22 protein-coding genes are annotated in these 24,712 nt (G+C 46.5%); 11 read left to right on the top strand and 11 right to left on the bottom strand.

The window, feature by feature from the left end:
• The first annotated feature begins 5 nt into the window (after window positions 1-5).
• Window positions 6-335, top strand: a complete 330-nt coding sequence (locus ACZ5NB_RS15335) for a YqcC family protein (RefSeq protein ID WP_460233130.1) — start codon at window positions 6-8, stop codon at window positions 333-335.
• Between the two features lie 91 nt (window positions 336-426).
• Here ACZ5NB_RS15335 and ACZ5NB_RS15330 read toward each other — a convergent pair whose 3' ends face one another.
• Both ACZ5NB_RS15330 and ACZ5NB_RS15325 read right to left on the bottom strand, forming a co-directional pair.
• Window positions 427-2,049 carry a carboxylesterase/lipase family protein gene (locus tag ACZ5NB_RS15330; protein WP_460233129.1) on the bottom strand — a complete coding sequence of 541 codons (1,623 nt, stop codon included), beginning with the start codon at window positions 2,047-2,049 and terminating at the stop codon, window positions 427-429.
• 200 nt (window positions 2,050-2,249) lie between these two features.
• Window positions 2,250-4,613, bottom strand: coding sequence for a fatty acid cis/trans isomerase (locus tag ACZ5NB_RS15325; RefSeq protein ID WP_460233128.1), 2,364 nt, complete (start codon window positions 4,611-4,613; stop codon window positions 2,250-2,252).
• A gap of 239 nt (window positions 4,614-4,852) precedes the next feature.
• Here ACZ5NB_RS15325 and ACZ5NB_RS15320 point away from each other — a divergent pair, with 239 nt between their 5' ends.
• Entirely contained in the window at window positions 4,853-7,666 is a 2,814-nt protein-coding gene (locus ACZ5NB_RS15320) for a hybrid sensor histidine kinase/response regulator (protein ID WP_460233127.1), read from the top strand.
• Between the two features lie 81 nt (window positions 7,667-7,747).
• On the opposite strand, the gene ACZ5NB_RS15315 is transcribed toward ACZ5NB_RS15320, so the two are convergent.
• Window positions 7,748-8,260, bottom strand: a complete 513-nt coding sequence (locus tag ACZ5NB_RS15315; RefSeq protein ID WP_460233126.1) for a DUF4334 domain-containing protein — start codon at window positions 8,258-8,260, stop codon at window positions 7,748-7,750.
• A 148-nt stretch (window positions 8,261-8,408) separates the two neighbouring features.
• On the bottom strand, window positions 8,409-9,701 hold the full coding sequence (locus tag ACZ5NB_RS15310) for a cytochrome c (RefSeq protein ID WP_460233125.1): 1,293 nt from the start codon (window positions 9,699-9,701) through the stop codon (window positions 8,409-8,411).
• A gap of 282 nt (window positions 9,702-9,983) precedes the next feature.
• Here ACZ5NB_RS15310 and ACZ5NB_RS15305 point away from each other — a divergent pair, with 282 nt between their 5' ends.
• Entirely contained in the window at window positions 9,984-11,000 is a 1,017-nt protein-coding gene (locus ACZ5NB_RS15305) for an AraC family transcriptional regulator (RefSeq protein ID WP_460233124.1), read from the top strand.
• 18 nt (window positions 11,001-11,018) lie between these two features.
• Window positions 11,019-11,606 (top strand): DUF4136 domain-containing protein, encoded by a 588-nt coding sequence (locus ACZ5NB_RS15300; protein ID WP_460233123.1) that lies wholly within the window; start codon window positions 11,019-11,021, stop codon window positions 11,604-11,606.
• A 7-nt stretch (window positions 11,607-11,613) separates the two neighbouring features.
• Here the strand turns inward: ACZ5NB_RS15300 and csrA are convergent, their stop codons facing one another.
• The 5 genes from csrA to ACZ5NB_RS15275 all read right to left on the bottom strand — a co-directional run bounded on the left by csrA (window position 11,614) and on the right by ACZ5NB_RS15275 (window position 14,703).
• Window positions 11,614-11,853 carry a carbon storage regulator CsrA gene (csrA, locus tag ACZ5NB_RS15295; RefSeq protein WP_460233122.1) on the bottom strand — a complete coding sequence of 80 codons (240 nt, stop codon included), beginning with the start codon at window positions 11,851-11,853 and terminating at the stop codon, window positions 11,614-11,616.
• 249 nt (window positions 11,854-12,102) lie between these two features.
• Entirely contained in the window at window positions 12,103-12,678 is a 576-nt protein-coding gene (locus ACZ5NB_RS15290) for a YfaZ family outer membrane protein (protein WP_460233121.1), read from the bottom strand.
• A gap of 188 nt (window positions 12,679-12,866) precedes the next feature.
• Window positions 12,867-13,325 (bottom strand): Dps family protein, encoded by a 459-nt coding sequence (locus ACZ5NB_RS15285; protein ID WP_460233120.1) that lies wholly within the window; start codon window positions 13,323-13,325, stop codon window positions 12,867-12,869.
• A gap of 217 nt (window positions 13,326-13,542) precedes the next feature.
• On the bottom strand, window positions 13,543-14,316 hold the full coding sequence (locus tag ACZ5NB_RS15280; RefSeq protein ID WP_460233119.1) for a DUF1223 domain-containing protein: 774 nt from the start codon (window positions 14,314-14,316) through the stop codon (window positions 13,543-13,545).
• An 84-nt stretch (window positions 14,317-14,400) separates the two neighbouring features.
• The gene (locus ACZ5NB_RS15275; RefSeq protein ID WP_460233117.1) at window positions 14,401-14,703 is read right to left on the bottom strand and encodes a hypothetical protein; all 303 of its coding nucleotides are present in this window, start codon (window positions 14,701-14,703) and stop codon (window positions 14,401-14,403) included.
• Between the two features lie 185 nt (window positions 14,704-14,888).
• On the opposite strand from ACZ5NB_RS15275, the gene ACZ5NB_RS15270 reads away from it, so the two are divergent.
• The 5 genes from ACZ5NB_RS15270 (at window position 14,889) to ACZ5NB_RS15250 (ending at window position 20,520) form a co-directional block, all read left to right on the top strand.
• Window positions 14,889-17,171: a patatin-like phospholipase family protein gene (locus tag ACZ5NB_RS15270; RefSeq protein WP_460233116.1), complete on the top strand. Its 2,283-nt coding sequence runs from the start codon at window positions 14,889-14,891 to the stop codon at window positions 17,169-17,171.
• 72 nt (window positions 17,172-17,243) lie between these two features.
• Window positions 17,244-18,149 (top strand): methylenetetrahydrofolate reductase, encoded by a 906-nt coding sequence (locus ACZ5NB_RS15265; RefSeq protein ID WP_460233114.1) that lies wholly within the window; start codon window positions 17,244-17,246, stop codon window positions 18,147-18,149.
• 77 nt (window positions 18,150-18,226) lie between these two features.
• Window positions 18,227-19,486 carry an acyltransferase family protein gene (locus tag ACZ5NB_RS15260; RefSeq protein ID WP_460233112.1) on the top strand — a complete coding sequence of 420 codons (1,260 nt, stop codon included), beginning with the start codon at window positions 18,227-18,229 and terminating at the stop codon, window positions 19,484-19,486.
• An 18-nt stretch (window positions 19,487-19,504) separates the two neighbouring features.
• Window positions 19,505-19,960 carry a DUF3291 domain-containing protein gene (locus ACZ5NB_RS15255; protein WP_460233110.1) on the top strand — a complete coding sequence of 152 codons (456 nt, stop codon included), beginning with the start codon at window positions 19,505-19,507 and terminating at the stop codon, window positions 19,958-19,960.
• A gap of 164 nt (window positions 19,961-20,124) precedes the next feature.
• The gene (locus tag ACZ5NB_RS15250) at window positions 20,125-20,520 is read left to right on the top strand and encodes a DUF3592 domain-containing protein (RefSeq protein ID WP_460233108.1); all 396 of its coding nucleotides are present in this window, start codon (window positions 20,125-20,127) and stop codon (window positions 20,518-20,520) included.
• A gap of 104 nt (window positions 20,521-20,624) precedes the next feature.
• On the opposite strand, the gene ACZ5NB_RS15245 is transcribed toward ACZ5NB_RS15250, so the two are convergent.
• Entirely contained in the window at window positions 20,625-21,233 is a 609-nt protein-coding gene (locus tag ACZ5NB_RS15245) for a TetR/AcrR family transcriptional regulator (RefSeq protein WP_460233106.1), read from the bottom strand.
• A gap of 287 nt (window positions 21,234-21,520) precedes the next feature.
• On the opposite strand from ACZ5NB_RS15245, the gene ACZ5NB_RS15240 reads away from it, so the two are divergent.
• Together ACZ5NB_RS15240 and ACZ5NB_RS15235 are read left to right on the top strand one after the other, a co-directional pair.
• Entirely contained in the window at window positions 21,521-22,321 is an 801-nt protein-coding gene (locus ACZ5NB_RS15240) for a sterol desaturase family protein (protein ID WP_460233104.1), read from the top strand.
• Between the two features lie 14 nt (window positions 22,322-22,335).
• Window positions 22,336-23,274 carry a homocysteine S-methyltransferase family protein gene (locus ACZ5NB_RS15235; protein ID WP_460233102.1) on the top strand — a complete coding sequence of 313 codons (939 nt, stop codon included), beginning with the start codon at window positions 22,336-22,338 and terminating at the stop codon, window positions 23,272-23,274.
• A 71-nt stretch (window positions 23,275-23,345) separates the two neighbouring features.
• Here ACZ5NB_RS15235 and ACZ5NB_RS15230 read toward each other — a convergent pair whose 3' ends face one another.
• The gene (locus ACZ5NB_RS15230; protein ID WP_460233100.1) at window positions 23,346-24,485 is read right to left on the bottom strand and encodes a hypothetical protein; all 1,140 of its coding nucleotides are present in this window, start codon (window positions 24,483-24,485) and stop codon (window positions 23,346-23,348) included.
• Window positions 24,486-24,712: the final 227 nt, after the last annotated feature.

The raw sequence follows: 24,712 nt of genomic DNA, 5'->3' as shown, positions 1-24,712 counted from the left end.
TATGAATGCCACATCAGCAAATTGCAAGGCTGCTAAATGATCTAGAACATGAAATGCGGCGAATAAATATTTGGTCAGATAGCCGCCCTAGTGATGCGGCATTGGCCAGCCTACAACCCTTTTGTGTGGATACGCTCAATTTTATGGAGTGGACGCAGTTTATATTTATCGAGCGCATGCGACAGGTTATTGAACAGCAACACCCATTACCTTCAGAGTGTGGTATTGCGCCGATGGCTGAAGAGTATTTCAAAGGGCAGGTGTTTGATGGTCTGGCCGTCATTACTGCGATGCAGGCTATTGATCAGATACTATCGACGGGTAATCAGAATTAATAAAGCCAAAAAAAGGGAAGCCCGTTAAAGGGCTTCCCTGAAAATGTGCGCAATATCGGGCGCACTTGTCAGTTGCGTAGCTTAAGTGGTTTTATTGGTCGCCTAACAACGCATTCCAAAAACCGCATTTATGCGTTTGCGCAAAATTGTTGATTGTTTGTGGGAAGGGAGGTTCTAGTGATTTGACCAGCTCGCTTGCGCCGAATCGTGGCCATATCGGCGCGAAGGTGAAGTTTGGTGTGCCGAAGCGGGCAAAGCTTGTCCAATAATTTTGCATGATATTGGATAGCATTTCTTGATCAGCATCAAATGCGGGTGCCCCAGTCGCTGGATCCATTAAATATTGGATTTCTGTCGTATGGGCTGAGCGATAAGGAACCCCCACAAATGGTAATGTCGTGAATGGGGCGTTCGGGTCATTGAATTCAAATGCATAGGTACGCGTGTGTTGCGATAGTAATTGCAACGACGTACGGGAGTTGCAAGAGAACAAGAAATCAGTCCCCAACGCAGTGAATGCGTCGCTTGGCGATGCATAGTCAGTCAGCGGATATTGGCTGGCAATTAATGCAGCGACCTCAATTGGAAAGCCTAATGTCGTGATAAGGCTAACAAAATTTTCTTCAGTCACTGGGTTGCCGGCGAGCGCAAACTGTAGGGCAACGAACAAGCTGTACTCATCACGTGTCGTACCCTCCATCACCGGCACTTTGTTAAATTGGCCTGTGGCGAGTGATGTCAGTACAGACGTTGGTAATACATCGCCATCTACAATGGGCAGAAACCCGAGTGCGCCAGGGTCGGCATTTGCAACGATGGTATTTACGTCTGCGTTGCGTAAACACTCTAGAGATTGATCAGGGCAGCCGATAGCATTGGCCATGGCTAGACCGAGGTACTCCCAGTCTTGCAAGCTTGGTTGTTCCAGAAGGTAGGCACCACTTTGAATAATGGCTCGATGAAACAATCCCTCTGATTGAGGCGAAGCCAAGTGTGCGTGGACACTCAATCCACCGGCGGACTCACCAAAGATTGTGACATTGTTGGGATCTCCACCAAACGCACGGATATTTTCCTGTACCCATTGTAGAGCCGCTTGCTGATCCATTATCCCGTAGTTACCAGATGCCCCAGTACTTGATGTCGCAGAGAGTGCTGGGTGAGCCATAAAGCCCAAGGCGCCTAAACGATAATTAAACGTTACAACGATCACGCCTTCATCCGCTAATTTAGCGGGATCGTAAGAGTGACCTTCGCCATAGGTGAAAGCACCACCATGAATCCAAACCATAACGGGTCGCTTGCGGAAATGGCGATGATGTCCACGAGATGACGTGTAGACATTGAGATAGAGGCAGTCTTCACTCGCGCTGGGCTGGCCAAATGGCGAGATCGACTGAGGACAACCGTTGCCCACCGTACCTGCAGTTAAAATACCTTCCCAGGGTTCAACTGGAGCAGGTGGTTGCCAGCGTAAATCACCGGTAGGCGCTGCTGCGTAGGGGATACCTAAATACTGGGAACCGTAGTCAGTTGTGACTCCTCGAACTTTGCCCGCGTTAATTTTGACAACGGGAGTTTTGGTGCTTTTTCCGTGAGATGTCAAATGAGATGTAAATGGCGTCGCATAAGCGAGGGAAAAGCATGATAGACCGAGGGTCAGAGCGGTAAGCGCAAGACGAAGTTTTTTAGTCTTTGCAGTGAACGAAACCATAACAGCTACACTCCATATTATTATTTGATTGGCTAGTGTGGCTGGATGTTAACACTCGGTCTTAGTAAAACATTTATACGATTCTATCGTTTTTGGTGCACTTTTATGATGTGGGTAGCCGCTACGCTGAAAAATATCTGAATATTGCTGGACGTAGCCGCCGAGATTGATGTTTGAGAATATTGGAATGGCTTGAGACGTTACCGATTCTCAAGCCGGTTGTAATCCAAAATGCCTGCACGCAGTGGTTCCATTACACGATATTTTTCGTGTATCTCATCGCTTATAGCCCAAAACCTAGAATCTGTACGTCTTACTCCAAAACGGTCTAATAAATGTCGGTAGCTTTCCTCTGAGGTAACGCCTTGTACCATTTCAACAAATTCTGGGATTTGAGCGGTAGACAACTGAAATATTGTATTCGGATAAGCACCGATAATTCCGTTGGCGAGTAGTATGGTGTCTTTTGCTGGCACGCGACGGTCAGCTGAGCCAAAAATAGAAGAAATGTTGGTGTAGCGACGGTTCGCCAATAGCGTCAATACGCCATGATCTTTAATGTTGATGAACGAAGTATCTGAAAAATATTGTGCGCCTTTTACCGGTGCAATATTCAATTTATCTAATTCTCGAATCGTACTGTCGGGAAGTCTGCTTTCTTTTACTGCGTATGGATTTTTTAAAACGTCTTTGACTTGATGTGTAAGCAATGCGAGTAACTCCGCTTTGGGGTTGTCGGTTTTGTACTCGTAGGGTGCTCTTGCTTGGTTATTGTTGTAATAGTCTGTGAGGTATTTGCTGACATCATCTTCTGCATCAATGTACCACGGTGCCATTACGTTACTGCGCTGATTAGCAGGTAAAAAGCCAGTGAAATTGAGCTCTGATTCCATCCGTAAAAAATCCATATAGAGTCGAGTCATTGCCTGATGTGATGCTGTTCCAAAGACATCAAACCCGGCTACTAAAAGGTAATGAATCCGTTCGAGAACAGAGTAATCTATCACCCACGGAATAGTGTCCGGTTGGCCCACAAGGCCTTTCACAACAGTTGCACTATCGTGATGACGGAATACCGTAAGCGATGCATTGTCGTTGGTCTTATAGCCGTCCCACACGAGATTGATTTGCTCTTTGGAGATAATGTCGTGGTTCTCACGCAGAAATTCTCCCTTTGCTTTGATGTAGTTTTCTTGCGCCTTAGCGTACCGACGCCAATGTGTAATTGACCACACGCCACTTTCTGATTCGGCTGGAAGCCGCAGATGATCCGCTTGCTCTGCCAGGAAATCATTTTGTGCACTTGAGGCTTCTTCGAGCGGTGCGATGAAAAATACCCAAAAGTGATCTTGAATGACATTTAGCGCTGCATTGCCACGACAAACGGGACCTTTAATAAAGTTCATGATGGTGAATTGTGCTTCGTCTAATAAAAAACGATGCCGGTATTCCATAGGAATTGCTTTGAACGTTGCAAAGGGATTTGATGCCGCAGCGCCGTAACTGGGTAGTTTTTCTACCGTATAATCAGAATCGAAAAACCAGCGTTTCCAATTTTTTAATTTTTTATTATCGAGAGGATAAGGCATGTGTGTTTTGGCGGTAATACTTGAGGGTTCTCGCCATAAACGGTAGTAAAAATCATCTGTGCGAGGGTGGTCGTAGGGTCGCACGGTGCTAATAATAGAAATAGGCTCACCTGGTGGGGTGTAAGACCTAACTAGTTTAAAATATACAGTGTCCTGCCCTTTGTCTTCAAAATACAAATTGGCAATAAATAAATGCTCATAAAGGTATCGAGCAGCGAGTTGATGTTTGAGCGAGCCGCCATTAAATATTTCTTCCCACTGCTTTACTTGGCTGTCGATATGCTGAGGCAATTGTTCTCGAGCTTCGGCTTCTGCACCGTTGGCAAGCCAATTAATGAGTGTGCGGTGCTCTGATTGGCTGAGGCCAGGTAAGGCAAAGGGCATTCCCCATAGTGGATAGTCCTCAGCAAAATCTGCGAAATTCTCGATATCACTACACTGTTGGTCGCGATTGATCGAGAAGTCAAAGGTATCCGGCAATTGATCGGCCTTAGGTAGTGGATTTTGCTGTTTTAGCTCGAGCATTTGCCCAATTAGCCCGGCCTTAATATTTGTGTTGGCTGAATTGGTACGTTCGTTGATGACGGGGTGAAAGTCTCTCGCCCGCCACGCCGCGGTGGATTGAGCATCAATGAATAGGCGCGTAGGGTAAACAGAAGAAAGTCGGGCTCCGTTATATACTTTTTGTGGGCTAGCTCCGCGTAAGATGCCTTCATATGATTCAAGCTTCAGCTGGCAGGGGGCGTCGTAGCACCCATGGCAAACCACGCAGCGCGTTTCCAAGATAGGTTGTACATCACCATAAAAGCTTGGAGACGGTGTGGTCGAGCGCTCTGTGTACTCTTTGGGCACTGGAATGCCATAGAAAGTATCAAAGTTTTGATAGACCAGACTTGAACAGCCGACGAACAACATCGCAAAGCAGGCTATAAGGATAGGTCGTGTAAACTTAGGTGAACTTTTCGTGACTTTCATAAGTGTGGTTTCGCGGTGATTGGAGCTGCTTCGTTTGGCTTTGAGTGATCTTTCTGAGTGTCTATGGTGTGTCAGAGCTTATGCGTTACGACTATAAAAGCGTACCCCTATAGAAGCAAGCCTTCAGTCCAAGGAGTGGTTTAGCTAGTCGACTGAGGAGGCGTAGTCTACGCTTGATAGTAGGGTTCGATACGCATTACAAGTCGGTATGGATCAATTGGATAGGAATAGCATCTAAAATGGATCGCTTAAAGACAACACGCGGCCTAACCCAGTTATGCTTGCTTATCCCGCTGCTATTTAGTTCTTTTGAAGTCCTTTCACAACAGTCCACAGAGATATTAATCGCCGAAAACAAAACCTACCGATTTGCTCGTGGCAACACTTACGTTTTTACTGGAAATCAGTGGGATTGGCGCTCGGTCGCCAATGCGGACCTCGCCGACGTCAAAGCCAATGAGGGTGATACCGTTTTGCTACTTGACGGATTCCCAGCCTGGCTCCGCGTTGATTTTAAAGTCGCCGAAAGCATTCCGGATAGCAAGTGGTTTTATAACATCGGAAATGCCTTTGCAGGCGATGTCACTTTATACAAAGTCGTTGATGGTAACTTAATTTCGCAGCAGACTATCAATGGCTATGAAGGTTTTACAAGCCGTCCTTTTTTACATCGCTTTTCATTGTTTCCTATTGACCTGGAACCCAACACAACAACCCAACTGTTACTTGAGGTTCGGCGAACGCCTCTTCCTGTTTACTTTACAAACATGACTACTCAAAAAACGGTTCTCGAGAACGACCTTGGCTACTCCTGGTTTCAAGGGATTCACGTAGGGATTACACTGGGGTTGGCGCTATATCACCTGATGGTCTGGTTCGGGACTCGCGATAGAGTGTATATCTACTATTCTGCTTATCTTGCGTTGTCTGCGATTTATAGTTTGCAATTGAATGGTTTCGGATTTGCGTATATATGGTCGGGAATTCCGTGGCTGCAAATTAAGGCAGGCACTGTTCTGAGCTCGATCACTTTGATATTGGGTATTTTATTTACGATAAATTTTTTGGACCTAAAACAACACTGTCCGAAAATAGCCAAAGGCTATTACGTGCTCATTGGTGTGTTATTGGTATGGGGCTTTTTACGCTACATTCAAGTTGATACTAGCCCAGTGATCATTACGATCTTCACATTGTGGGTTTACATTTCATTTGTGGCGTCCGCATTATACACCCACCTAAAAGGGTCTGTTTATTCTAAGTATTATTTGCTGGCATGGGCTGCTTACTTGTTTTCTGTGATCAACTGGATGATGGCCACTGTTGGTGGCCCTCATATTTTTACCTACCATGCGTCAGTAATCTTGCAAGTTTCGGTCGAAGCTCAAGCGATATTGCTGGCGTTTGCGATGGCGTATCGTATTCGCCTGATGCAGGACGAAAAAATCATTGCAGAGTCTGATAATAGAGCGAAGTCCTCATTCCTCGCTAAGATGAGTCACGAAATACGCACTCCTCTTAGCGGTATTTTAGGAATGTCTGAGCTACTGGCTGATCGACTAAAAGATTCGACGAGTCGTCATTACAATGACATTATTCGTTCCTGCGGTGCTTCGTTGTTAACGATCATCAATGACATATTGGATTATTCAAAGTTTGTTTCTGGGAAGGTTGAATTAGAAACTATTCCTTTTGATTTATCTCGAACCGCCGTTGACTGCTTGGAAATATTTCGGCCTCAGGCGGCTGAGAAGCAGATCGAGCTAATTGCTGATATTGAGATTGAATTTCCCGAGTGGGTTGAAGGTGATCCAACGCGCGTGAAGCAAATCATGATGAACCTGGTTGGTAATGCCATCAAATTTACTTCCGCTGGGCAAGTTACTTTACGCGTAGAACACCTCGAACATGAATCCCGAAACGTTCTCATAGAAGTGGTAGACACTGGTGTTGGAATTGCTGCTGATGAGCAGGAGCACCTCTTTAATGAATTTCAGCAGTCGAATGCAGCAACATCCAGGGAGTATGGCGGTACTGGTTTAGGTTTAGCAATATGTAAACAACTCGCGAATTTGATGGGTGGAGAGATAGGCGTTAGAAGTACGCCAGGGGAGGGCTCATGTTTTTGGGTGCGTATTATGCTCCCAGTTGCCCATAAAGAACCGGCTCATAGTGATACGATTGCCTCGGTAGAGGGAAAGCGGCTGTTGGTTGTTGAAGACAACGCAGCGTATGCTCAGTTATTGACGAGCCAAGCCAATAGTTGGGGTCTACAGTGTGAGTGGGTCAAATCGGGGCAGGATGCGCTGTCTGCATTAGAGGAAAGTCACAGGCAAAAAGCGCAATTTGATTTAATTTGTATCGATTTACGCCTTCCGGATATGAATGGTTTAGAGCTGAGTCGTCGTATCATGCAGGATGACGATTTAAAGAAAATTCCACGCATGCTGTTGACGGCTGCTGCGCAGCTGCCCATGGTGAAAGATTTAGTTAGCGTCGGTATTTTAAAGGCCATTGAAAAGCCAATCCTTCCTCAGGATTTACTTAAAGCATATAAAGAATTACTCAGCGATGAACCAGCGCAATTATGCGTAGATGACGATAGCCTTTCAGTGGCTAAGAAGCCAGGCGGTATTTTTCTGGATATCTTAGTCGCTGAGGATAACTCGGTAAACCAAATGGTGATTTCTGGATTACTCAAACGATTTGGGCATAAAGTGGAAATCGCAAAAAATGGACAGCAGGCCTTAGAAAAAATAGAGCATAGAGAAAAGCCATTTGATTTGATTTTAATGGATTGTGAGATGCCCGTGCTTAACGGTACTGACGCCACGGCTGAACTACGTGATTGGGAGAAGCAACAAGGGCAAGCGCGACATGTAGTCGTTGCACTGACTGCCCATGCGGTCAGTGAACAAATAGACCTTTGCCGCAACGTAGGAATGGATGCCTACCTCACAAAGCCTATCGAAATGGATAAGCTGACTCAATTACTTGAGGTCATTAAAAATAAACAACCGCCAACAAGTTTTTGGCCAGTTGTTGCCGAATAGCGAGCAATGGCGTTATTGCCGTATTCAATGATTTTATAGCAAGAAAAGAGGGGGAGAGCCCTCTTTTCTTCGCTGTAATACTTACTTTGGGTCTCGCTTGAGATAGAAAAAGAAGCTGCTTTCTTCGCTGCCTTTAACATCGCCCCAACCAATGATCAGGTCGTCGTTCACTTTTCGGAAGTAGTCCATAATGGGTTGAGTATCATAAATCAGTGATGCGGAGACAACGCCTTGGTATTTAATTTCTCGAAGACGCGCTGCGCCAAGCTTATCGAATACGCCAATTGAGCCGTCTTCCATTCTCACCAAAAGCGGTTTCACATCTTCTAATGAATTAAATTGTTTACCATACCAGTTGATAGGGTCGGGCTTTCCACCATCGAATTTACCACCGTTCCAAGTGCCAATAATGTCTTCTGCGCTTATTGGACCTAGCTGTTGGTAAAGTGGTTGCAACTGTTCCTTGCTATAGGCTTTTCCGCTAGCGATGATATCTAACCATTGTTGCTCAATCGTATCGGAAGAGGATTCAGCAAAACATTGGGCCGCAAAAGCTAACCATGTAACGGTAATAGAGCGTAGTAAAATATTCATTATTGTATCCCCTCCATATAATATGTGTGGCGGCCATATTAAAGAAATTAGGAACCAATCACCAGGCTAAAATATTCTACATGCACATAAAAAAGGCCCTTGAGAGGAAACCTCAAGAGCCTTTGATTTTCCGATCTTGTAGTATTGTTTAACGCATTCTCAAAACGACCACATCATGTTTGGTTGGATCCGTAGCGGTTCTTATTACAGCGACATCTTCGGCTGAAACACCGCTTGCTTTATGTCCCCAAGACTGGCGCATAAATGTGACAACATCAGCAATCTGTTGATCATCCAGCAAGCCTCGGAAGTAAGGCATATCGAAGGTTTCCGGGGCGCCATCGCGTACTAAACGTAGTGATCCATTGAGCGTTAAATTAATGAGAGACGAGGGGTCTGGATCCATAATGACAGGATTACCGGCAAGTGATGGCATGTCTAAACTATGCCCTGCACCATCGTAGGCATGGCAAGAGCCACAATATTCAAAATACACTTGACTACCGGTAGCGGAAAAATCAAATGCCTGAATCGCTTTGGCGGTTGCGTCGCTGTATTCCCAGGGTTGGTCGTTCTTTTCATTGACCGCTGGCAGAGACTTCAAATACACGGCCATTGCTTTTAAGTCAGCATCGGTCATGTATTGGGTGCTGTTATTAATTACCTCAACCATTGTGCCGAAGGCGGTGCCGAAACGATTTTTCCCGTCTCTCATAAATGCGACGATGTCTTCCTCGCTCCAGCGTCCTAATCCAGAATTTATATCGCCGTTAAGAGACGAAGCAGACCAATGATCTAAGGGCGCCCCGGCGAGGAACGCGGAGTCGCTTTCGTCCAGGCCTTTTTCCTGCATCATGATGCCGCGCGGCGTATGACATGCACCGCAATGGCCTAGCCCTTGAGTCAGGTATGCACCGCGATTCCACTCGTCAGATTGATTTGGATCTGGGCTGTAACGGTCATCGTCGAGCATTAATAGATTCCACACTGACAGCGGCCAGCGCATGCTTAAATGGTCTGGAATTTCATTAGGGATATTAGGTTGGTTGACAGGCTCAACTTCGTTCATGAAGTAATCATAGAGCGCCCGCATATCAGGTTCGGTAATTTTGGCGTAGGAAGGGTAGGGCATGGCGGGATATAAGTTATGGCCGTCTTTTGCTACGCCAAGCCGCATTGCATTGTCGAAATCTTCGAAGGTGTAATTGCCAATTCCTGTTTCTTTGTCTGGGGTAATGTTAGTGGTATAGATGTTGCCAAGCATTGGGACAGCCATCTTAAAGCCACCAGCGAAAGGCTCGCCACCTTCAACGGTATGACAGGCGACACAATTCCCCAGACGAGCGATGTATTCCCCATCAGACATTGAGTCTTGCGCCATTGCATCTGCAGCAGAAAGAGCGAAGCAACCGATAGCGACAAGCGAAGTAATATTTTTCATGCGCGGTCTTCCCAAGTTTTGTCATTATTATCGAATGCGCAAAGTTTAAAGAAGATCGTCACGAAGTACCACGCCTATTGCGGTGAATCTTGAGTGAATTGATAAGGAAATGCCGTGTGAGCAGTAAAGAATGTAAAGCTTTACATTACTTGATTGCCATGGTTTACAATCCTTATCATGAAATCTGAATTTACCTGTCGTGCGTGTTACACCATGCACAATTATCGGTATCCAAGCGACGGTTTCTTCCTGTGAATATCTCGCTTCCAGTAAGGATTTTCAATGGCCTCCACTACGCTCACATCGTGGGCACTTTTAGTCTGGCAAACATTGCAGGAAAAAGGTCTTAATCCTAGGTTGGCCTTCGAAAAAGCAGCCCTTGATCCAGCGAAGCTTGGCGATGGAAATGCACGTTATCCCATCACCGGCATGGTGAAGTTATGGGATGCAGGGTTGGAAATGTACGGTGATGAGACGTTCGGTATGGATGTTGGTGATCACTGGAGTGTAACCACCTACCACGCATTGGGTTATTCTTGGTTGGCCAGCAGTTCGCTGAAAGAAGCGATGCAGCGCATGGCAAGGTATGCTCGGATCGTGAATAGTTACAGTAATGTATCGCTAAAAGCTGACGGCGAAAACTATACTTTCAGTTTTAGTTCAATTGAAGTGCCCAAGTATGCGCATGACATGGCATCCGATGCTGTCAATGTGGCGGTGCTGAAAATGTCGCGTTTGCTCTGCGGTCAAGGCTTTTCACCCAAAGCTGTATTTGTTTCTCGGAAAGAATCACCGATTAAGTCAGCGCTGGAATCACTTTTTCGATGCCCCTATTATTTAGACGCGCCTATTAATCAATGGGTGATTGATCGCCATAGCATGGAAATGGGCTTGCCTACAGGTAATGAAGCCTTGGCCCATGTCAATGAGTTGCTCGCGTTGAAGTATATGTCTCAACTTGAAAAACAGTTGATTGTTCCTGCTGTGACCCAATATATCACTGAAACGCTACCATCAGGTGATGTGTCTGAAGTTGGAGCCGCTGAATCAGTTCACATGAGCGTGCGAACTTTGCAGCGTAAGCTGGTGTCGGAAGGATATCGATTTTCAGATCTTTTGGCAGAAGTTCGCCGAGACCTGGCCGATATTTATATGAAAAATTCGCAACTATCGTTAGGCGAAATTACCCACTTGCTAGGATTCTCAGAGCCTGCCAGTTTTACGCGCGCATTTAAGCGTTGGTATGGTGAAGCACCGAGTGTGTATCGTAAATCACTCGATGTTGCGCTGGAAAATTAATTAATCTGGAGTCGCGTAATGAAACGACTATCTACTTTTGCTCTAGTGGTACTGTGTATTGGTGTTGCGGGTTGTACGTCGATGCGCGTCGCGACTGATTACGATATTGCCTATTCTTTTGTCGGTAAAAAAACCTTTGCATTGGTTTCGCCTAATGAGCACGCTATGGAAAGTGACGATTTAATTAAAGCCCGTATCGAACGAGCCATTGTTCGTGAGCTTGAGGCAAAAGGGATGCAGTCTGTGGCTGAAGGTGAGGCCGACCTTATAGTAAGTTACTTGTCGACCTCTGAGCGAGAGAAGGATATTCGAACTTACCGCAATTACAATGACTACTATGGGTACCGTACTTGTTATCGTTGTTATGATCCGCGCTGGAGTGTGTTTAACACAACGACTGAAGTTAGGACAGTTGAATATATCGAAGGCGTATTGATGATCGATTTTATCGATCCCGAAACCCAGGTGCTCAAATGGCGTGGTCAAACCAAGGCAAGATTTACTCCAAGGGAAGTCAGCCGTATGAGTCCTCAGGAAAAAACGGAACTAGTCAACGAAGCCGTTGCGATTGTGTTGTCTGAGTTTCCTCCGTCCGGCGATTCCTGAGTTGTTACTACCCCGCTGATACAGTTGATTTGCAGTCGCACGCCCCTTGCTCTGATTCTTGTGTGTTTTTCAGCGGGCCTTCTTTGCTATTCTGAATACGGTTAAAAATCTCTTCGCGGTGAACGTCGATATCCTTGGGTGCTTCTATACCTAAGCGAACCTGATTCCCGCGAACCGCTAATATAGTAATTGAGACATCGTCTCCAATTAAAATCTTCTCTCCCGTTTTTCGACTTAGTACTAACATGCATCACTCCTTACCTATTGTCGATCATACTGTCTGCTGAGTACGCTAAATTTAGTTTCGTTGCGTACTAGTAGAGGTATGTTGGGGTGATCAGTCGTATTTATTTGTTGTTTTACGTCAAGCCGTTGTCTTCGACCCAACAATGTTTGGTTGAGAGTAAGTAGTGGGGGTCTGTTTGCAAGTCAGGGAGTGCGAGTATTTGGGCAGGATTAGGAGCGACAAAGGCCGCTCCGGTAGCATAGCGAGGGATTACTGTAATTTCATTTCGAAGCCGATGTTAATGCCGTCTTGGAATTCCGCGTCGCGTTTGAAGCCCTCAAATTTGGCTTCCGCTGTTTTCACGCCTACATAAATATGGGTGTTAGGGATAAGGTCAAAAGCAACATGTACTCCTAACTCGCGATATCGATCAACGTCACCAAATGACAAAACGCTCGGTGCTAAATGGCCGCGTACTTGTAAGCTGATTTCCGGGTGAAAGTACCAGCGGAATTCTCCGCCTAATGCCAGTGCACCACCGTCGACAATATCGGCGTCAATTAACATCGCTTTGCCGCCTAGGCTTCCGGATATTTCACCTTTGGCTCCGCCACTATACAAACCATAGGCGAGAGTATAACCGTCTTCGTCGCGATCTAGATCATCGTTATATTGAACGGAAATAGATTGATGGGTGTTTTGCCATGGGCCGCCGATGTCTAAAGTGCCTTCGACTGCGTGCTCGCTCAAATTAATGTCGAAGGAATTGATTTCAGCCTGACAAAAAGCGGTTGGTAGCAGGCTGCTACCAATGAGTAGAGCGGTTGCGCTAATCTTGAGTTTCATAGATAAAGTGACCCTGCGTTAAAATGATTTAAGCGCAGTATTTTATGTGAGGTGCTTGGAGAGTAAAACCCTTCATTGTTGTGAAGAAACAATACTGATTCACAGTTTATCAAGGTTGGTTTTTAATTTCGGCGGATGAAAGGGCAGTAGCCACGAGTGGCTACTGCGTTGATCGCTGTGAACTTTCGTTATTGCATGGCCCTGAGCATCCAGGCCGTTTTTTCATGGATACGCATGCGATCCGAAATTAAAGCCGTAGATGATTCATCGTTGGCCTCTTGGGTTTTCGAAAGTGCTTGCCGGCATGTCCTGACGACTTGCTCGTGACTCTTATTCAGAATCGCAATCATGTCACTGGCCGAGGGGACACCGTCGACTTCTTCGATAGAGCTAAGTTCTGCAAACGCTCGGTAGGTGCCGGGGGCTGCTACACCCAGGGTACGGATCCGCTCAGCAATATCGTCAACTGCCACGGCGAGTTCGGTGTAGTGTTCCTCGAACATCAAGTGCAGCTCTCGGAACTGCGGGCCAGATACGTTCCAGTGAAAGTTGTGAGTTTGCAGGTAGAGTGTGTAGGAGTCTGCGAGTAAGCGTTTTAGCTCATCGGCAACCTGTCGTCGGTCTGTTTCACTGATTCCAATATCCATAGTGAGCCTCCTATTGGCATGTGTGCGTTCTGTAGTAGAAGCGAATGATCAAGCTCAATTGCTTAACGACCATACTAACCTGCCATTAAAAATAGTTAAAATAGATCATTGATATCGGTGTTATAGCTATTGCTAATGGATCGACTCCTGCCAATGAAGGGATGTCGCAATGTGTCTCTATCAATAAGTCGCGGCCAAGGTTAATGAAAAGTTACGATTACTCGAGCCAGCCACCAGCAATTGCAATGGGAGTTGGGCTAGAAGGCGTCTCAACAAAGGCGACGATGGCTAGTGAGTTGGTTTTATAGCGTTGTTTGAATTTTTCATGGTTTATTGTGAATGTGCTAACACTGTTTTGCTCTTTCGATACCTCATCAACGGTGTTTTCGATGGGCTTTGATTGACTGTGTAAAACCACAAAATCATGGGAGAAGCGCTTGCCACGGTTTTCGCCACGAGTCACATTTGAGCGCACATCAAAACCCAGGACTAACACCGTTGCTTTAACGTCGGGTATTTGAAGGTTTTCAGCCGCCGTTAGCGAGAGTGTTATATGTCGCTGCGCTACATTCATCTTTAACAGCGGGCTTTGGGGCAGTTGCTTGATACTTTGTGAAACCTCGCTGCCTCGTCGCCAGCCACGGTATTCTTGTCCATTTACAATCACGCCGGGTGTGTATACCCCGGTGAATTGGTCATTCTTTGCGTAACGTCGTTGCCGATTGGCATGGCGTGATTCGGCAAAGTCGTCTTTCCAGCCTAAGTAGTCCCAATAGTCGACGTGCCACGCGATGGGGAAGTAGGTTTGCCATAATTCGGGATGATCGCGATAAGACCCTAGCCAACGCTCTGCAGGTGGGCAACTGCTGCAACCTTCGGATGTGAATAGCTCGATGGCATAGCTGTCACTGCGGCTGTGGAATACTTGGGCGGCGGTGACGGATTCGCTGAGTACTAACCCGGCAAGCAAGCTCAGTAGGGTGGCGCGCATAGTCTGTCTCCAAATTCGGATACTGCGCTATACGCGTTTAGCGGTGCGAAAGTTACCTATTTATCCTGGTGGTTTTCAGGAGCACTAACTCTGAAATTGGATCCATCCGCGAATTTTATCTGAATAAATAAAGTCTACGCCCAGTGAGCTGACATGACGCACATCGCCTGCGCTGGGTGGGTCGTAATCTTCAAGCCCCTCGAGCGCTAAGGCATTGGCCATTGCCGGTTTGCTCTGTGTCGTGGCGCTAGTTTCGTTTAGATGCAGTTCCTGTGCATTCCAGGTTTCTCCATCGCGCTCAACGGGCGATGCGCCTTGATAATCTGAGCACAGGAATACAGCCGACGTGCCTGCCATCTTCTTATAGGTCGCGCCTTGGTCTTGCATGTCGAGGCTCCTCATCGATGAAACGGTGTAAGGCAGGTATTCTACTCACGGATTCGCAGGGTGGTTTTGCGATAAATCAATTAATTGAGAGAAGCGTTTCAACGCACATGACTAGAGAGTTTGGTAAACTCGCGGTCTTGATCGATAGTGAGTCGGTCCATCCGACAACAAAGTAGGAACCTAACGTGGCTGATCGACATAGCAACAGCAAGCTTTGTAAAAGCGTTGCCGTATTTTTGATGAGCTGTTCGGTGTTCGCTACTGCCAACAATGATTTTACCTCTATACACACGGTGAACACGCCTTGCGCGACTGTGAAAGATCGGCCTTGCGTTGCGCTAGTGTTAGGTGGCGGTGGTGCTCGTGGCGGTGCGCACATTGGAGTGTTGAAAGCGATTGAAGAGCACAAGATCCCTGTCGATTTTATTTCCGGTACCAGTATTGGCGCATTTGTGGGATCACTCTACGCCACGGGCAAGAGCCCTCAAGACATAGAGGCGTTATTCGCAAACGCTGATTGGAATGCAGGGTATAAAGATAATCTCAGTCGAAGCGATATACCCATCAGGCGCAAACGCCAAATTGATAGTTTTCCTATTCAGTTAGATATTGGTTTAGGTCGGAGCGGAATCAAACTTCCCCAGGGCTTTCTGCAAGGGCAGGGGATGAAAAAACTGGTGGATAGTCTACTTGGCAAATACGCCGAGTTTTCGAGTTTCGACGCACTGCCTATCCCATTTAGAGCGGTTGCTGCGGATGCTGAAACAGGGCAGGCGGTCATCCTCGACGCTGGTGATCTTTCTATAGCGGTTCAAAGTTCGATGTCGCTGCCCGGTATTGTTCGACCAACAGAACGTGGAGGTCGTCTATTGATTGATGGTGGCGTCGCCAATAATTTACCAATCGATGTCGCTAAGAATCTAGGCGCCGATATTGTGATTGCCGTGGATATTGGAGCGCCTCTGTATGAGCGGGATCAACTTGCGTCCGGAATTACTATTCTGCGCCAGTTAACGGGATTTTTGACACATGGCAATGTGGAATATCAAAAATCGTTATTGTCTGAAAGCGACATCATTATTGAGCCGGTGTTAAACGATGTGGGCATGTTGGAGTTTGGCGAAGTTGTCACCGTCGTCCAGCAAGGTAAGGATGCTGCGCAGCAGGCGTTAGCGGGAAGTGATTTACTGGCGCGTCTGGGTGATACAGTTGACTACGGCGCACAGCCGCGAGCGCGGCTTGATCCGCTCGCCGGTGAGCGAGTGATTAAGCGCATCGATTTAAAAAATGATACACGCCTGTCTGATGAATACCTGTTGCGCAAATTGGGTTTGCGCGGACAAACGGAACTAACGCAACGGGATATTCAAGATGGCGTCGATCAGCTCATTGGTCAGGGAACTATCGCCCGTGTGTCTACATCGTTGGCGTCCGAGGTTGATGGCGAAGTGTTGAAGATTGATGTTGACGAAAAAGAATGGGGGCCAGGCTACTTTGACCTAAAGTTTACATTCGAGGACGATTTCAGCACATTCAGCCGCTACCAGTTTGGCGGGTCTTACCGTCTTACCAATATTTCTGAAAACGGCGCGGAATGGTTCTCGGCGGTTGAGCTAGGGACAGAGAAATATTTTCTAACGGAAATATACTGGCCGTTAGGTAATAGTGACTTTTTCGCTAATGCCATCGCCAACTATGAAAATCAGGTGTCTGCCTATACCGATGAAGAGGGCGAATCACTTGGTGAGATTCGCAGCGTCGAAAAAGAATCAAAACTTGGGCTGGGCTGGAACCCTCGGAATCGACTCGACTTTTTGCTGGGCGCATCGCATTTAAATGCCGAAGTGGAAGTCCCCAAGGTTTTACAAACCGACGTGGGGTTTAGTAAGTTTTCACTGAGGGAAACGGGCGGCTTTATCGATATTAATTTTGATAGCTTTAATGATGCTAGCTTTCCAACACGGGGATGGAAGCTGGCGGCAGAATTAAAGCGAGCGCGAACGGATTTACTGGATGTAGAGCAAACGACGACGCGATTTGATGCCGAATATAATGGGGTGATATCGTCAGGTCGTCATAATCTGCGCACCCTCGTGCGAGCGCAAAGTTTTGTCACTGAAGATGATGTCACCACACTTGGGAGTTTTGAGCTTGGAGGGTTTCTCAACCTGTCGGGTATTCCCAAAGATGCACTCAGCGGAAACCATGTACGGTTCTTTAGTTGGGTCTATACCTACGAAGTCGCACAAAATGATTTTGGCGCGATCAGTTTGCCCCTCTATCTCGGAGCATCAATCGAAGCGGGAAACGTTTGGGCGCGTCGTGAGGATATTGAGTATTCGAACTTACGCGAGAGCGGAAGTATTTTTGTGGGTTGGGATAGTCCCCTTGGCCCGGCCTATTTGGCTTATGGTCAGTCAGATAAAAAAGAACGATCCTTTTACTTGTATTTAGGTGTTGTGTTTTAAGTTTGCTGAAGAGCGATGTGCGTTTCTTCGGCCAGTTAAGTCACTGTCAATTCATTATTCCTGGTAGTTAATGTGTTAGTAGAAAAAATCAATAGCCGTGCCGATGGTATCGTGTTGTACGGTTTGGTTCCCCCTAAACAGGGAACGGAAGCCGCTTTAGTGAAAGAAATTGCCGACCGCCAGGTGGCAAGATTAAAAGATCTCAATATTGATGGGCTTGTACTCTATGATATTCAGGACGAAGCGTCGCGAACGAGCGAGGAGCGGCCCTTTCCTTTTATGGAGACAATCGACTCATTCGAATACAGTCGTCGTTATATGGGCAACCTTTCTGTACCCAAAATTGTGTATCGAGCCGTAGGGCGATACTCGCAACCCGAGCTATCAGAATTTCTTGGCCAACTAGACCCCAGTCGGGATTTAACCGTCTTTGTCGGTGCGGCCTCCTCGGGGCAGCAAGTGTCAATGTCGGTGAGTGATGCCTATTCTCTTAAGAATTCCGAAAGCCCTGATACGCTGTTGGGCGGGGTTGTGATTCCAGAAAGGCACAAAGTGAAAGGTGATGAGCATTTGCGCGTCTTCAACAAAATCGATAAAGGGTGTCGCTTTTTTGTTTCTCAGGGTGTCTATGACGTCAATGCATCGAAAGATTTCTTGTCGGATTATTACTACTACGCCAAAGAGCATAATAAGCCACTCGTGCCGATTATTTTTACCTTTACGCCTTGTGGTTCAACCAAAACCTTACAGTTTATGGAATGGTTGGGTATCGCTATTCCTCGTTGGCTTAAAAATGATTTATTGCATTCAGATGATATCTTGCAAAAATCAGTAGATAGTTGCGAACACAATTGGCGGGAACTCAAAGACTTCGCGCAAGCGAAAGGTATTCCTATCGGCTGCAATATAGAGAGTGTTGCGGTGCGAAAAGTCGAAGTTGAGGCCTCAATTGAGCTTCTAAGGCGTGTTACTCAGTAAGTTTCCCCTTTGAGTTGTTGCGCCGCAGCCATTTAGCCATTTCCACTAACAATGCTTAGGTCGAAAAGGAGATCGTCATGACCAGCACCACAGCGCACCAACATGAACACATGCAAACTGCAAATGCCGGCGAGAGACTTCATTCTCTTGATGCCGTGCGCGCAATCGCCTTGCTGTTGGGTATCTTTATACACGGTACGATGCTGTTTCTGTATCAAGATGTGTCGGCGTCGGATCTGGTGCCGGACAATCATTACAGCGATACGCTTTTTGCATTGATGTTTGAAATTCATGTGTTTCGCATGTCAGTGTTTTTTTTGCTGGCAGGCTTTTTTGCTCACTTGGTTTTTCATCGGCGCGGTGCTAAATATCTGGCGAAAGATAGAGCAAAACGGATTTTATTGCCTCTCATTGTCTTTTGGCTTATTACATTTCCTTTAACAGCCGCAGCGTTGTTTTGGGCCTATTTTAAAATGTATGGCAGTCTCGACAACCTTCCCGAATTTTCTAACTCTGACACCGAATCACTGAGCTTAATGCATTTATGGTTTTTATACGTGCTGCTTGGGTGCTATCTGTTCGCATTTATGCTTCGAGCGCTCTATAAGCAAATTGACAAGCAAGGGCGCATTAGCCTGTTTATTGATGCGTGTCTCCACAGATTAATGAAAACGCCCGTCGGGGCATGGGTGCTTTCGATCCCGGTGTGTTTGATTTTATTGAGTATTCCAGAATGGCAAGCGGCAGGTGGTGTTGTGACACCGATGGTCAACCTCGACGTGCATTGGTCGACCTGGCTTATCTATTTTTATTTGTTTGTCATTGGTTGGGTTCTTGATCGTCAGCGCCATAAAATTGCAACACTATTCTCTCATTGGCAGCTAAATATGATAGTAGGGACTGGGCTGAGTCTCGCAGCGCTTTACATTATATGGCCTTATCGGGGAGATATCGCCCATGTATTAGCGCCAGATGTTAATGTTATCTACGCCGTGATTTATGGTAGTGCGCTAATGATGTTGACCTTTGGTACCATCGGCATGGGGGTGAGGTTTTTTACTCGAGAAAGCCCATTCATGCGTTTTTTGGCCGATGGTTCTTACTGGGTTTACCTTATGCACATGCCGCTCATCGCCTTTTGGCAAGCACTATTTATCCTATGGCCTGTCCACTGGGCTATTAAGTACAGCCTATGTGTCGTGTTAACGGCGGTGCCATTGTACTATCTATATAACGGGTTTGTTCGCACAACATGGGTTGGTGTAATGCTGAACGGTAAGCGAATGGCGAGGGGCTTTGGTGTGAATGCAGAAAAAAAGGTATCGCAGACGGCTTAAATAAGGCGCTAGGGGAAAATGGAGAAATATCAATTAGCACAAATGAATATCGCTCAAGCAAAGGCGTCGCTTGACAGCGAAATAATGAAAGACTTCGTTGCACGAATTGAAGAAATTAATCATTTAGCGGAAACATCCCCAGGGTTCGTTTGGCGCTTTGATCCCGATCCAAGTGACGATACGAATGTTCGTGTCTTCAATAATTCATCTCTGGTTGTGAATATGAGTGTCTGGGAAGATATTGAATCGCTAAAGCACTATGTCTACCGAACCGCTCATATTGAACTCATACAAGATCGGGATACATGGTTTAACAAAATTCAATCAGCACACCAAGTGCTCTGGTGGGTGACCGAGGGCTGCGTGCCAACTCCGGAAGAAGGTAAGGCACGTATGGATCACTTAACTAGCTGCGGACCGTCTCCCTATGCGTTTACGTTCTCGAAGCCTTTTTCCGCTGAAAAGCACGCCTGACTTCAAGCTGCAAGTGATATGTGAGTAGATGAATGCATTCTCAGTTTAAATTTTTCATTATTTGGTTTGTATCGCTCTTGTGCGCAATCGGTTTCCTGGTCGCAACGGAACGTGAGATTGCGAAGATTATATTATTACTCTTGTTGGTTATTTTAGGTGCAGTCATGATGGTAACCACGATCAGGGACGTCACGCTGTCTAATGCCAGTAAACAATGGCCAACCACGCATTTTGACGTGGTGAGTTCTCAAATTATGCGAGCCACTGGTAGCAGTGGTGGAAACTATCACGCTTATCTAGAATTAGGTTACCAGGTAGAGGGGCAGGCCTATCGTTTGGACTGCAACAATTTTAACATTCCAATCCACAACAGTGTCGAAGACGCTGAAGACTATATTCGGAAAGTCGCCGCTGGCGAGTTTGGGAAAGACGTACACTATAACCCCGAGAACCCAAGCTTGGCATTTGTTAAACCAGGCATTAAACCTCAGCATGTCTTCGCAATCATTATTGCTCTTGGCCTAATTGGAGTGCCTATTACAATAATGTTTTTACAATAGTTGTTGTGTAATAGTGCTGGGGGTTTTTATTGCCTATTCCGATGGCAAGCGGTTGAGTAACACAGAGAAACCGGAGGCTTGCTCGCTGTGAGGTGACACGCTATCTACTCGTATAACAACCTCAAATGCATACGATAAGCTTGTACTTGCTTTATCAGCGCGTCATTGTCGCCATACAGTCGAGCTAATATAATCCCGCCTTCTAATGTTGAGGTAAACATATCCGCTAAGGTATCGATGTCCGTTTCCAGCTTGGGGGAATACTTTTCTTCAATTTGTTGCAAGCGGCCCACCATCATTGCTCGCCATTCAAGAATGCCGTCTCGCATTCGGTTATATATCTCTTCATCGATTTGCTGGGTTTCATAGACAAAAGCGGCGACGAGGCAACCGGGGTGAATAGTGGTCATGCCGGCGACCATTTCCGCCATTAAATTGAGGAAAATAAGTGTTTGTTGTAGAGGGTCTTCACTGAGCGAATCAGCTCGCTCGTTAAACTCGTGGAAGACTTGGTTGTCCAGCGCGATATATCGCTCGACCAGTGCGCGAGCGAGTTCCATCTTGCCATTGAAGTGATAGAAAAAACCGCCTTTCGTGATTGCTGATTTATCCAATATTTCATCAATGGTGGTCCCGGCAAAACCTTTCTGAAGAATTATTCCCTCGGCTGTGCTGAGTATGCGTTCGCGGCTGCTATTCGCTCTGGTGGCCACTGTCCCTCTCCAAATTCAATAAAAGACGATAGTGATAAAGCCAATGGTGGGTCGTTAACTATACCGGCGGTCTAGTTAACAACTGCGATCTCACTTGTATCTGCCTGAGATAGACGGAAAGTTGGCTAACTATCTGAAAATTAAAATAAATTACAGGTAAAAAAGTTCGTACTTTTAGTTCACTAGTTTACATAGAGGGCAAATCATACACTGCTCCCCGCTTGAGAGCAGCCCGCAAGGGCGATTTAAAACGACTTTTCAATGTAAACATAATGGAGGATTTGACTATGCCGATCTCAGAGTTGCCTAGTCCTATGGAGATATTGCTCGACCCGCTAACGTTCATCGCTGCCGGTATTTATCTGGCGCTGATCGCCTGGGAAGCGCTATGCCCTGCACGCAAACTACCGGCAGTATCTTTGTGGAAAACAAAGGGCTTGTTGTTTTTTGTGATCAATCTATTGGTCTCAACTTATTTGCCGTTGATGTGGGATGGCTATTTAGCTTCTTACCAATTATTTGATCTCACTGGGGCTAATTTTGCAGTGCAGGTCGCGGTTGGTTTCTTAACCTACGAGCTGGTGCTGTATATCTGGCATCGTTCGCTGCATTCATCAGACTTCCTTTGGCAGCACCTCCACCAAATGCATCACAGCGCTGAGCGGTTAGATAGCTTTGGTGCATTTTGGTTGAGCCCAATTGATCTCATTGGTTTTAGCATGGTTGGTAGTGTTGCGTTGGTTCTGGGCGTCGGTATCAGTGCAGACGCTGCAACCATTGTAATAGTGGCAACATTTTTCTTCGCGATTTTCCAGCACCTCAATATACGTACCCCGCGATGGTTAGGTTATTTCGTGCAGCGGCCAGAAAGCCATAGCCATCACCATGGTCGTGGTGTGCATCGTAACAACTACGCCGATGTGCCTTGGTTCGATATGTTGTTTGGCACCTTTGTGAATCCCAAAGAGCATCAAGACAACGGATTTTATCAGGGAGCTAGCACTCGCGTATGGGAGATGTTGATGGGGCGTGATGTAACCAAACCGCCATATGAACAAGACTTATTGCCATTAAAAGAAGCTATTTAAAAGGAATAAACACAATGAAATATCGTAATGAACTACCGCAGCTGGGCGACAAAGTATTCTTAACCGACGGCGGGTTAGAAACGACGTTGGTCTTTCTTGAGAATATTGAGTTACCTTTGTTTGCCGCCTTCGACCAACTATCAATTGATGAAGGGCGTGAAAGGCTGAATCGCTATTTTGAAGACTATATCGCTCTTGCGGCAAAGCATGATCGAGGTTTTGTCCTAGAGAGCGTCACCTGGCGAGCAAGCCAAGATTGGGGTGATCGCTTGGGCTACAACCCGATTGAGCTATCGGATATCAACCGCGAAGCGATTAACATGTTGGCGGCACTACGCGACCAATATGAAACTCAAGAAACGCCACTCGTTATTAGTGGTTGCGTCGGCCCAAGAGGCGACGGATATGTTGCAGATAATCGCATGAGTGTCATTGAGGCGCGTGATTATCATGCACCACAGATTAATACGTTTGCGGACTCACCTGCTGACATGGTGTCGGCCATGACCATTAATTATGTGGAGGAAGCCATCGGTATAACCTTGGCGGCAAAAAATGCCAACATACCCGTGGTTATATCGTTTACGACCGAAACGGATGGTCGTATTCCTTCTGGTGAAACTTTGCAGGACGCAATTACTCGTGTTGATCAGGAAACCAATAACGGCCCTGTCTACTACATGATTAATTGTGCGCACCCCGATCACTTTCGTGAACAACTTATACCGGGTGCGGCGTGGGCTAACCGAATACGTGCTATACGGGCCAACGCCAGCCGTAAAAGTCATGCGGAGTTAGATGAATCTGAAACGCTTGATCGTGGCAACCCTCACGAGTTTGGGCAGCTGTACCGTGAGTTGCGTGAAAGCTTTCCGCAGTTAACCGTATTAGGCGGTTGCTGCGGGACAGATAAAGAACATATTGAAAGTGTGCATCAGCACTGCTGCGACTAGGGTTTTACTCGGCATTGTTTCGTATGTGGTAAAGCCTGCTAGACAAGGACGCTAGCAGGCCTTATCTCTCGCTAAAAATGATCCAGCAAGACGGTTAGGGTGATATTGTTTCTTGCACGTTCGCCCTCAAACCCTTGATAGCGCTGAACCTCAAACTGATACCTGTAACCGCGTTTAGGGAGCCAGGCTAGCCCCAACTTTATGGTGGCATTATGCGGGTCGTCGATGACATCGTTCATATTGTTTTTAAACTCATAGTCGTACATCAACTCAATAAAGGGGTTCCACTGGTTCTGTTCGCCGCGGACCCACGATAAATGTGCCCCTGTACGTAGAAAGCCTAAGCGCTCGGTGGCACCAAATGGTTCTACAACCGGTTGATCGAGGCTGTTGATTTGATCTTCGTAGTCATTTTGAAGGTAATAAATACCGCTTCGCCATCGTAACCGAGTATTGTCGATAAAAAAGTTATCTAAACTAAACCGGCCAATAATATCGCCATTAAAATACGTGCGTGTATAGTCTACGGGTTGCGTGACAAGAATAGGGCCGCTCATCGAAGGCCGGTAGCTTTCGCTATCGCCTTGCCACTTCGCGCGCTCTAATTTGAGAGAATAAGCCCAAGTGCTTCCTAGCACCTCGCCGAATTGGACGCGCGCTCCAATGTTATCGCCAACACGTTCGCCGTCGACGAATAAAATGTCCGCACGATTTTTGTCGTAAAAACCATGCAGTGCAAAGTATCCCGCTCGGTGACTGAAAATATTTGCTTGCCACACCAATCCAATATCAAGGTGATCGCTGGTGACATCGAGATCGTCACCGTCCCTTACTGCACGACGCACCATACCCTCTAACGCGGTATGCCGACCAAATTGTGGTGTAATCGCTGTCATTGTACCGAGTTGTGCAACAATACCGTCAAAATCGGATTCGTATGTGAATGGCGCAGGTGTGCCAGGAAGCGCGCTTTGTTGAGCAAGGTGGATGCGTTGCTGCTGTTTGCTAATCCGATAGGTTGCGGTGCGATTGGCCAGCTCGCCCAAGTCGCTGAAGTTTGCCAGGGAACGTCTCAGCCCGTGTGCGCCGAGTTGTCCGTACCATTGTCCATAAGTGAGGTCACTTTCTGATGGGGTTGTGCAAAAAGCACTATGAGAAAACAGTGCGAGACAAAAGGATGACGCTATGCCTAAAGATGCCTTTATTATCATGGTTGTAAGCTCTAAATTTCACGCTAGTAGTCAGTGTACTAAATCGAAGAGTTAATCGACGATTGTTGCATGTTATACAGTTCAGTTATAGAGACTCTTTAAGCGAAATCCAAGCGCTAAGGGCTTAATTTGAGGTTAGGTTTTTTAAATTGACAGGATTGCCGCTGGTCGAATAAAGCGTAACGTTACACGGGCAATGTGCAGTGAGCTGACTAAACATAAAGAGA

The organism is Aurantivibrio plasticivorans (assembly GCF_055392955.1).
This window is presented reverse-complemented; position numbering and strand designations above follow the sequence as displayed.

Coding starts and splice junctions, on each gene's coding strand:
- ACZ5NB_RS15335 (WP_460233130.1), top strand. CDS start 6: ATGCCACATCAGCAAATTGCAAGGCTGCTAAATGATCTAGAACATGAA.
- ACZ5NB_RS15330 (WP_460233129.1), bottom strand. CDS start 2,049: ATGGTTTCGTTCACTGCAAAGACTAAAAAACTTCGTCTTGCGCTTACC.
- ACZ5NB_RS15325 (WP_460233128.1), bottom strand. CDS start 4,613: ATGAAAGTCACGAAAAGTTCACCTAAGTTTACACGACCTATCCTTATA.
- ACZ5NB_RS15320 (WP_460233127.1), top strand. CDS start 4,853: ATGGATCGCTTAAAGACAACACGCGGCCTAACCCAGTTATGCTTGCTT.
- ACZ5NB_RS15315 (WP_460233126.1), bottom strand. CDS start 8,260: ATGAATATTTTACTACGCTCTATTACCGTTACATGGTTAGCTTTTGCG.
- ACZ5NB_RS15310 (WP_460233125.1), bottom strand. CDS start 9,701: ATGAAAAATATTACTTCGCTTGTCGCTATCGGTTGCTTCGCTCTTTCT.
- ACZ5NB_RS15305 (WP_460233124.1), top strand. CDS start 9,984: ATGGCCTCCACTACGCTCACATCGTGGGCACTTTTAGTCTGGCAAACA.
- ACZ5NB_RS15300 (WP_460233123.1), top strand. CDS start 11,019: ATGAAACGACTATCTACTTTTGCTCTAGTGGTACTGTGTATTGGTGTT.
- csrA (WP_460233122.1), bottom strand. CDS start 11,853: ATGTTAGTACTAAGTCGAAAAACGGGAGAGAAGATTTTAATTGGAGAC.
- ACZ5NB_RS15290 (WP_460233121.1), bottom strand. CDS start 12,678: ATGAAACTCAAGATTAGCGCAACCGCTCTACTCATTGGTAGCAGCCTG.
- ACZ5NB_RS15285 (WP_460233120.1), bottom strand. CDS start 13,325: ATGGATATTGGAATCAGTGAAACAGACCGACGACAGGTTGCCGATGAG.
- ACZ5NB_RS15280 (WP_460233119.1), bottom strand. CDS start 14,316: ATGCGCGCCACCCTACTGAGCTTGCTTGCCGGGTTAGTACTCAGCGAA.
- ACZ5NB_RS15275 (WP_460233117.1), bottom strand. CDS start 14,703: ATGCAAGACCAAGGCGCGACCTATAAGAAGATGGCAGGCACGTCGGCT.
- ACZ5NB_RS15260 (WP_460233112.1), top strand. CDS start 18,227: ATGACCAGCACCACAGCGCACCAACATGAACACATGCAAACTGCAAAT.
- ACZ5NB_RS15255 (WP_460233110.1), top strand. CDS start 19,505: ATGGAGAAATATCAATTAGCACAAATGAATATCGCTCAAGCAAAGGCG.
- ACZ5NB_RS15250 (WP_460233108.1), top strand. CDS start 20,125: ATGATGGTAACCACGATCAGGGACGTCACGCTGTCTAATGCCAGTAAA.
- ACZ5NB_RS15240 (WP_460233104.1), top strand. CDS start 21,521: ATGCCGATCTCAGAGTTGCCTAGTCCTATGGAGATATTGCTCGACCCG.
- ACZ5NB_RS15235 (WP_460233102.1), top strand. CDS start 22,336: ATGAAATATCGTAATGAACTACCGCAGCTGGGCGACAAAGTATTCTTA.
- ACZ5NB_RS15230 (WP_460233100.1), bottom strand. CDS start 24,485: ATGATAATAAAGGCATCTTTAGGCATAGCGTCATCCTTTTGTCTCGCA.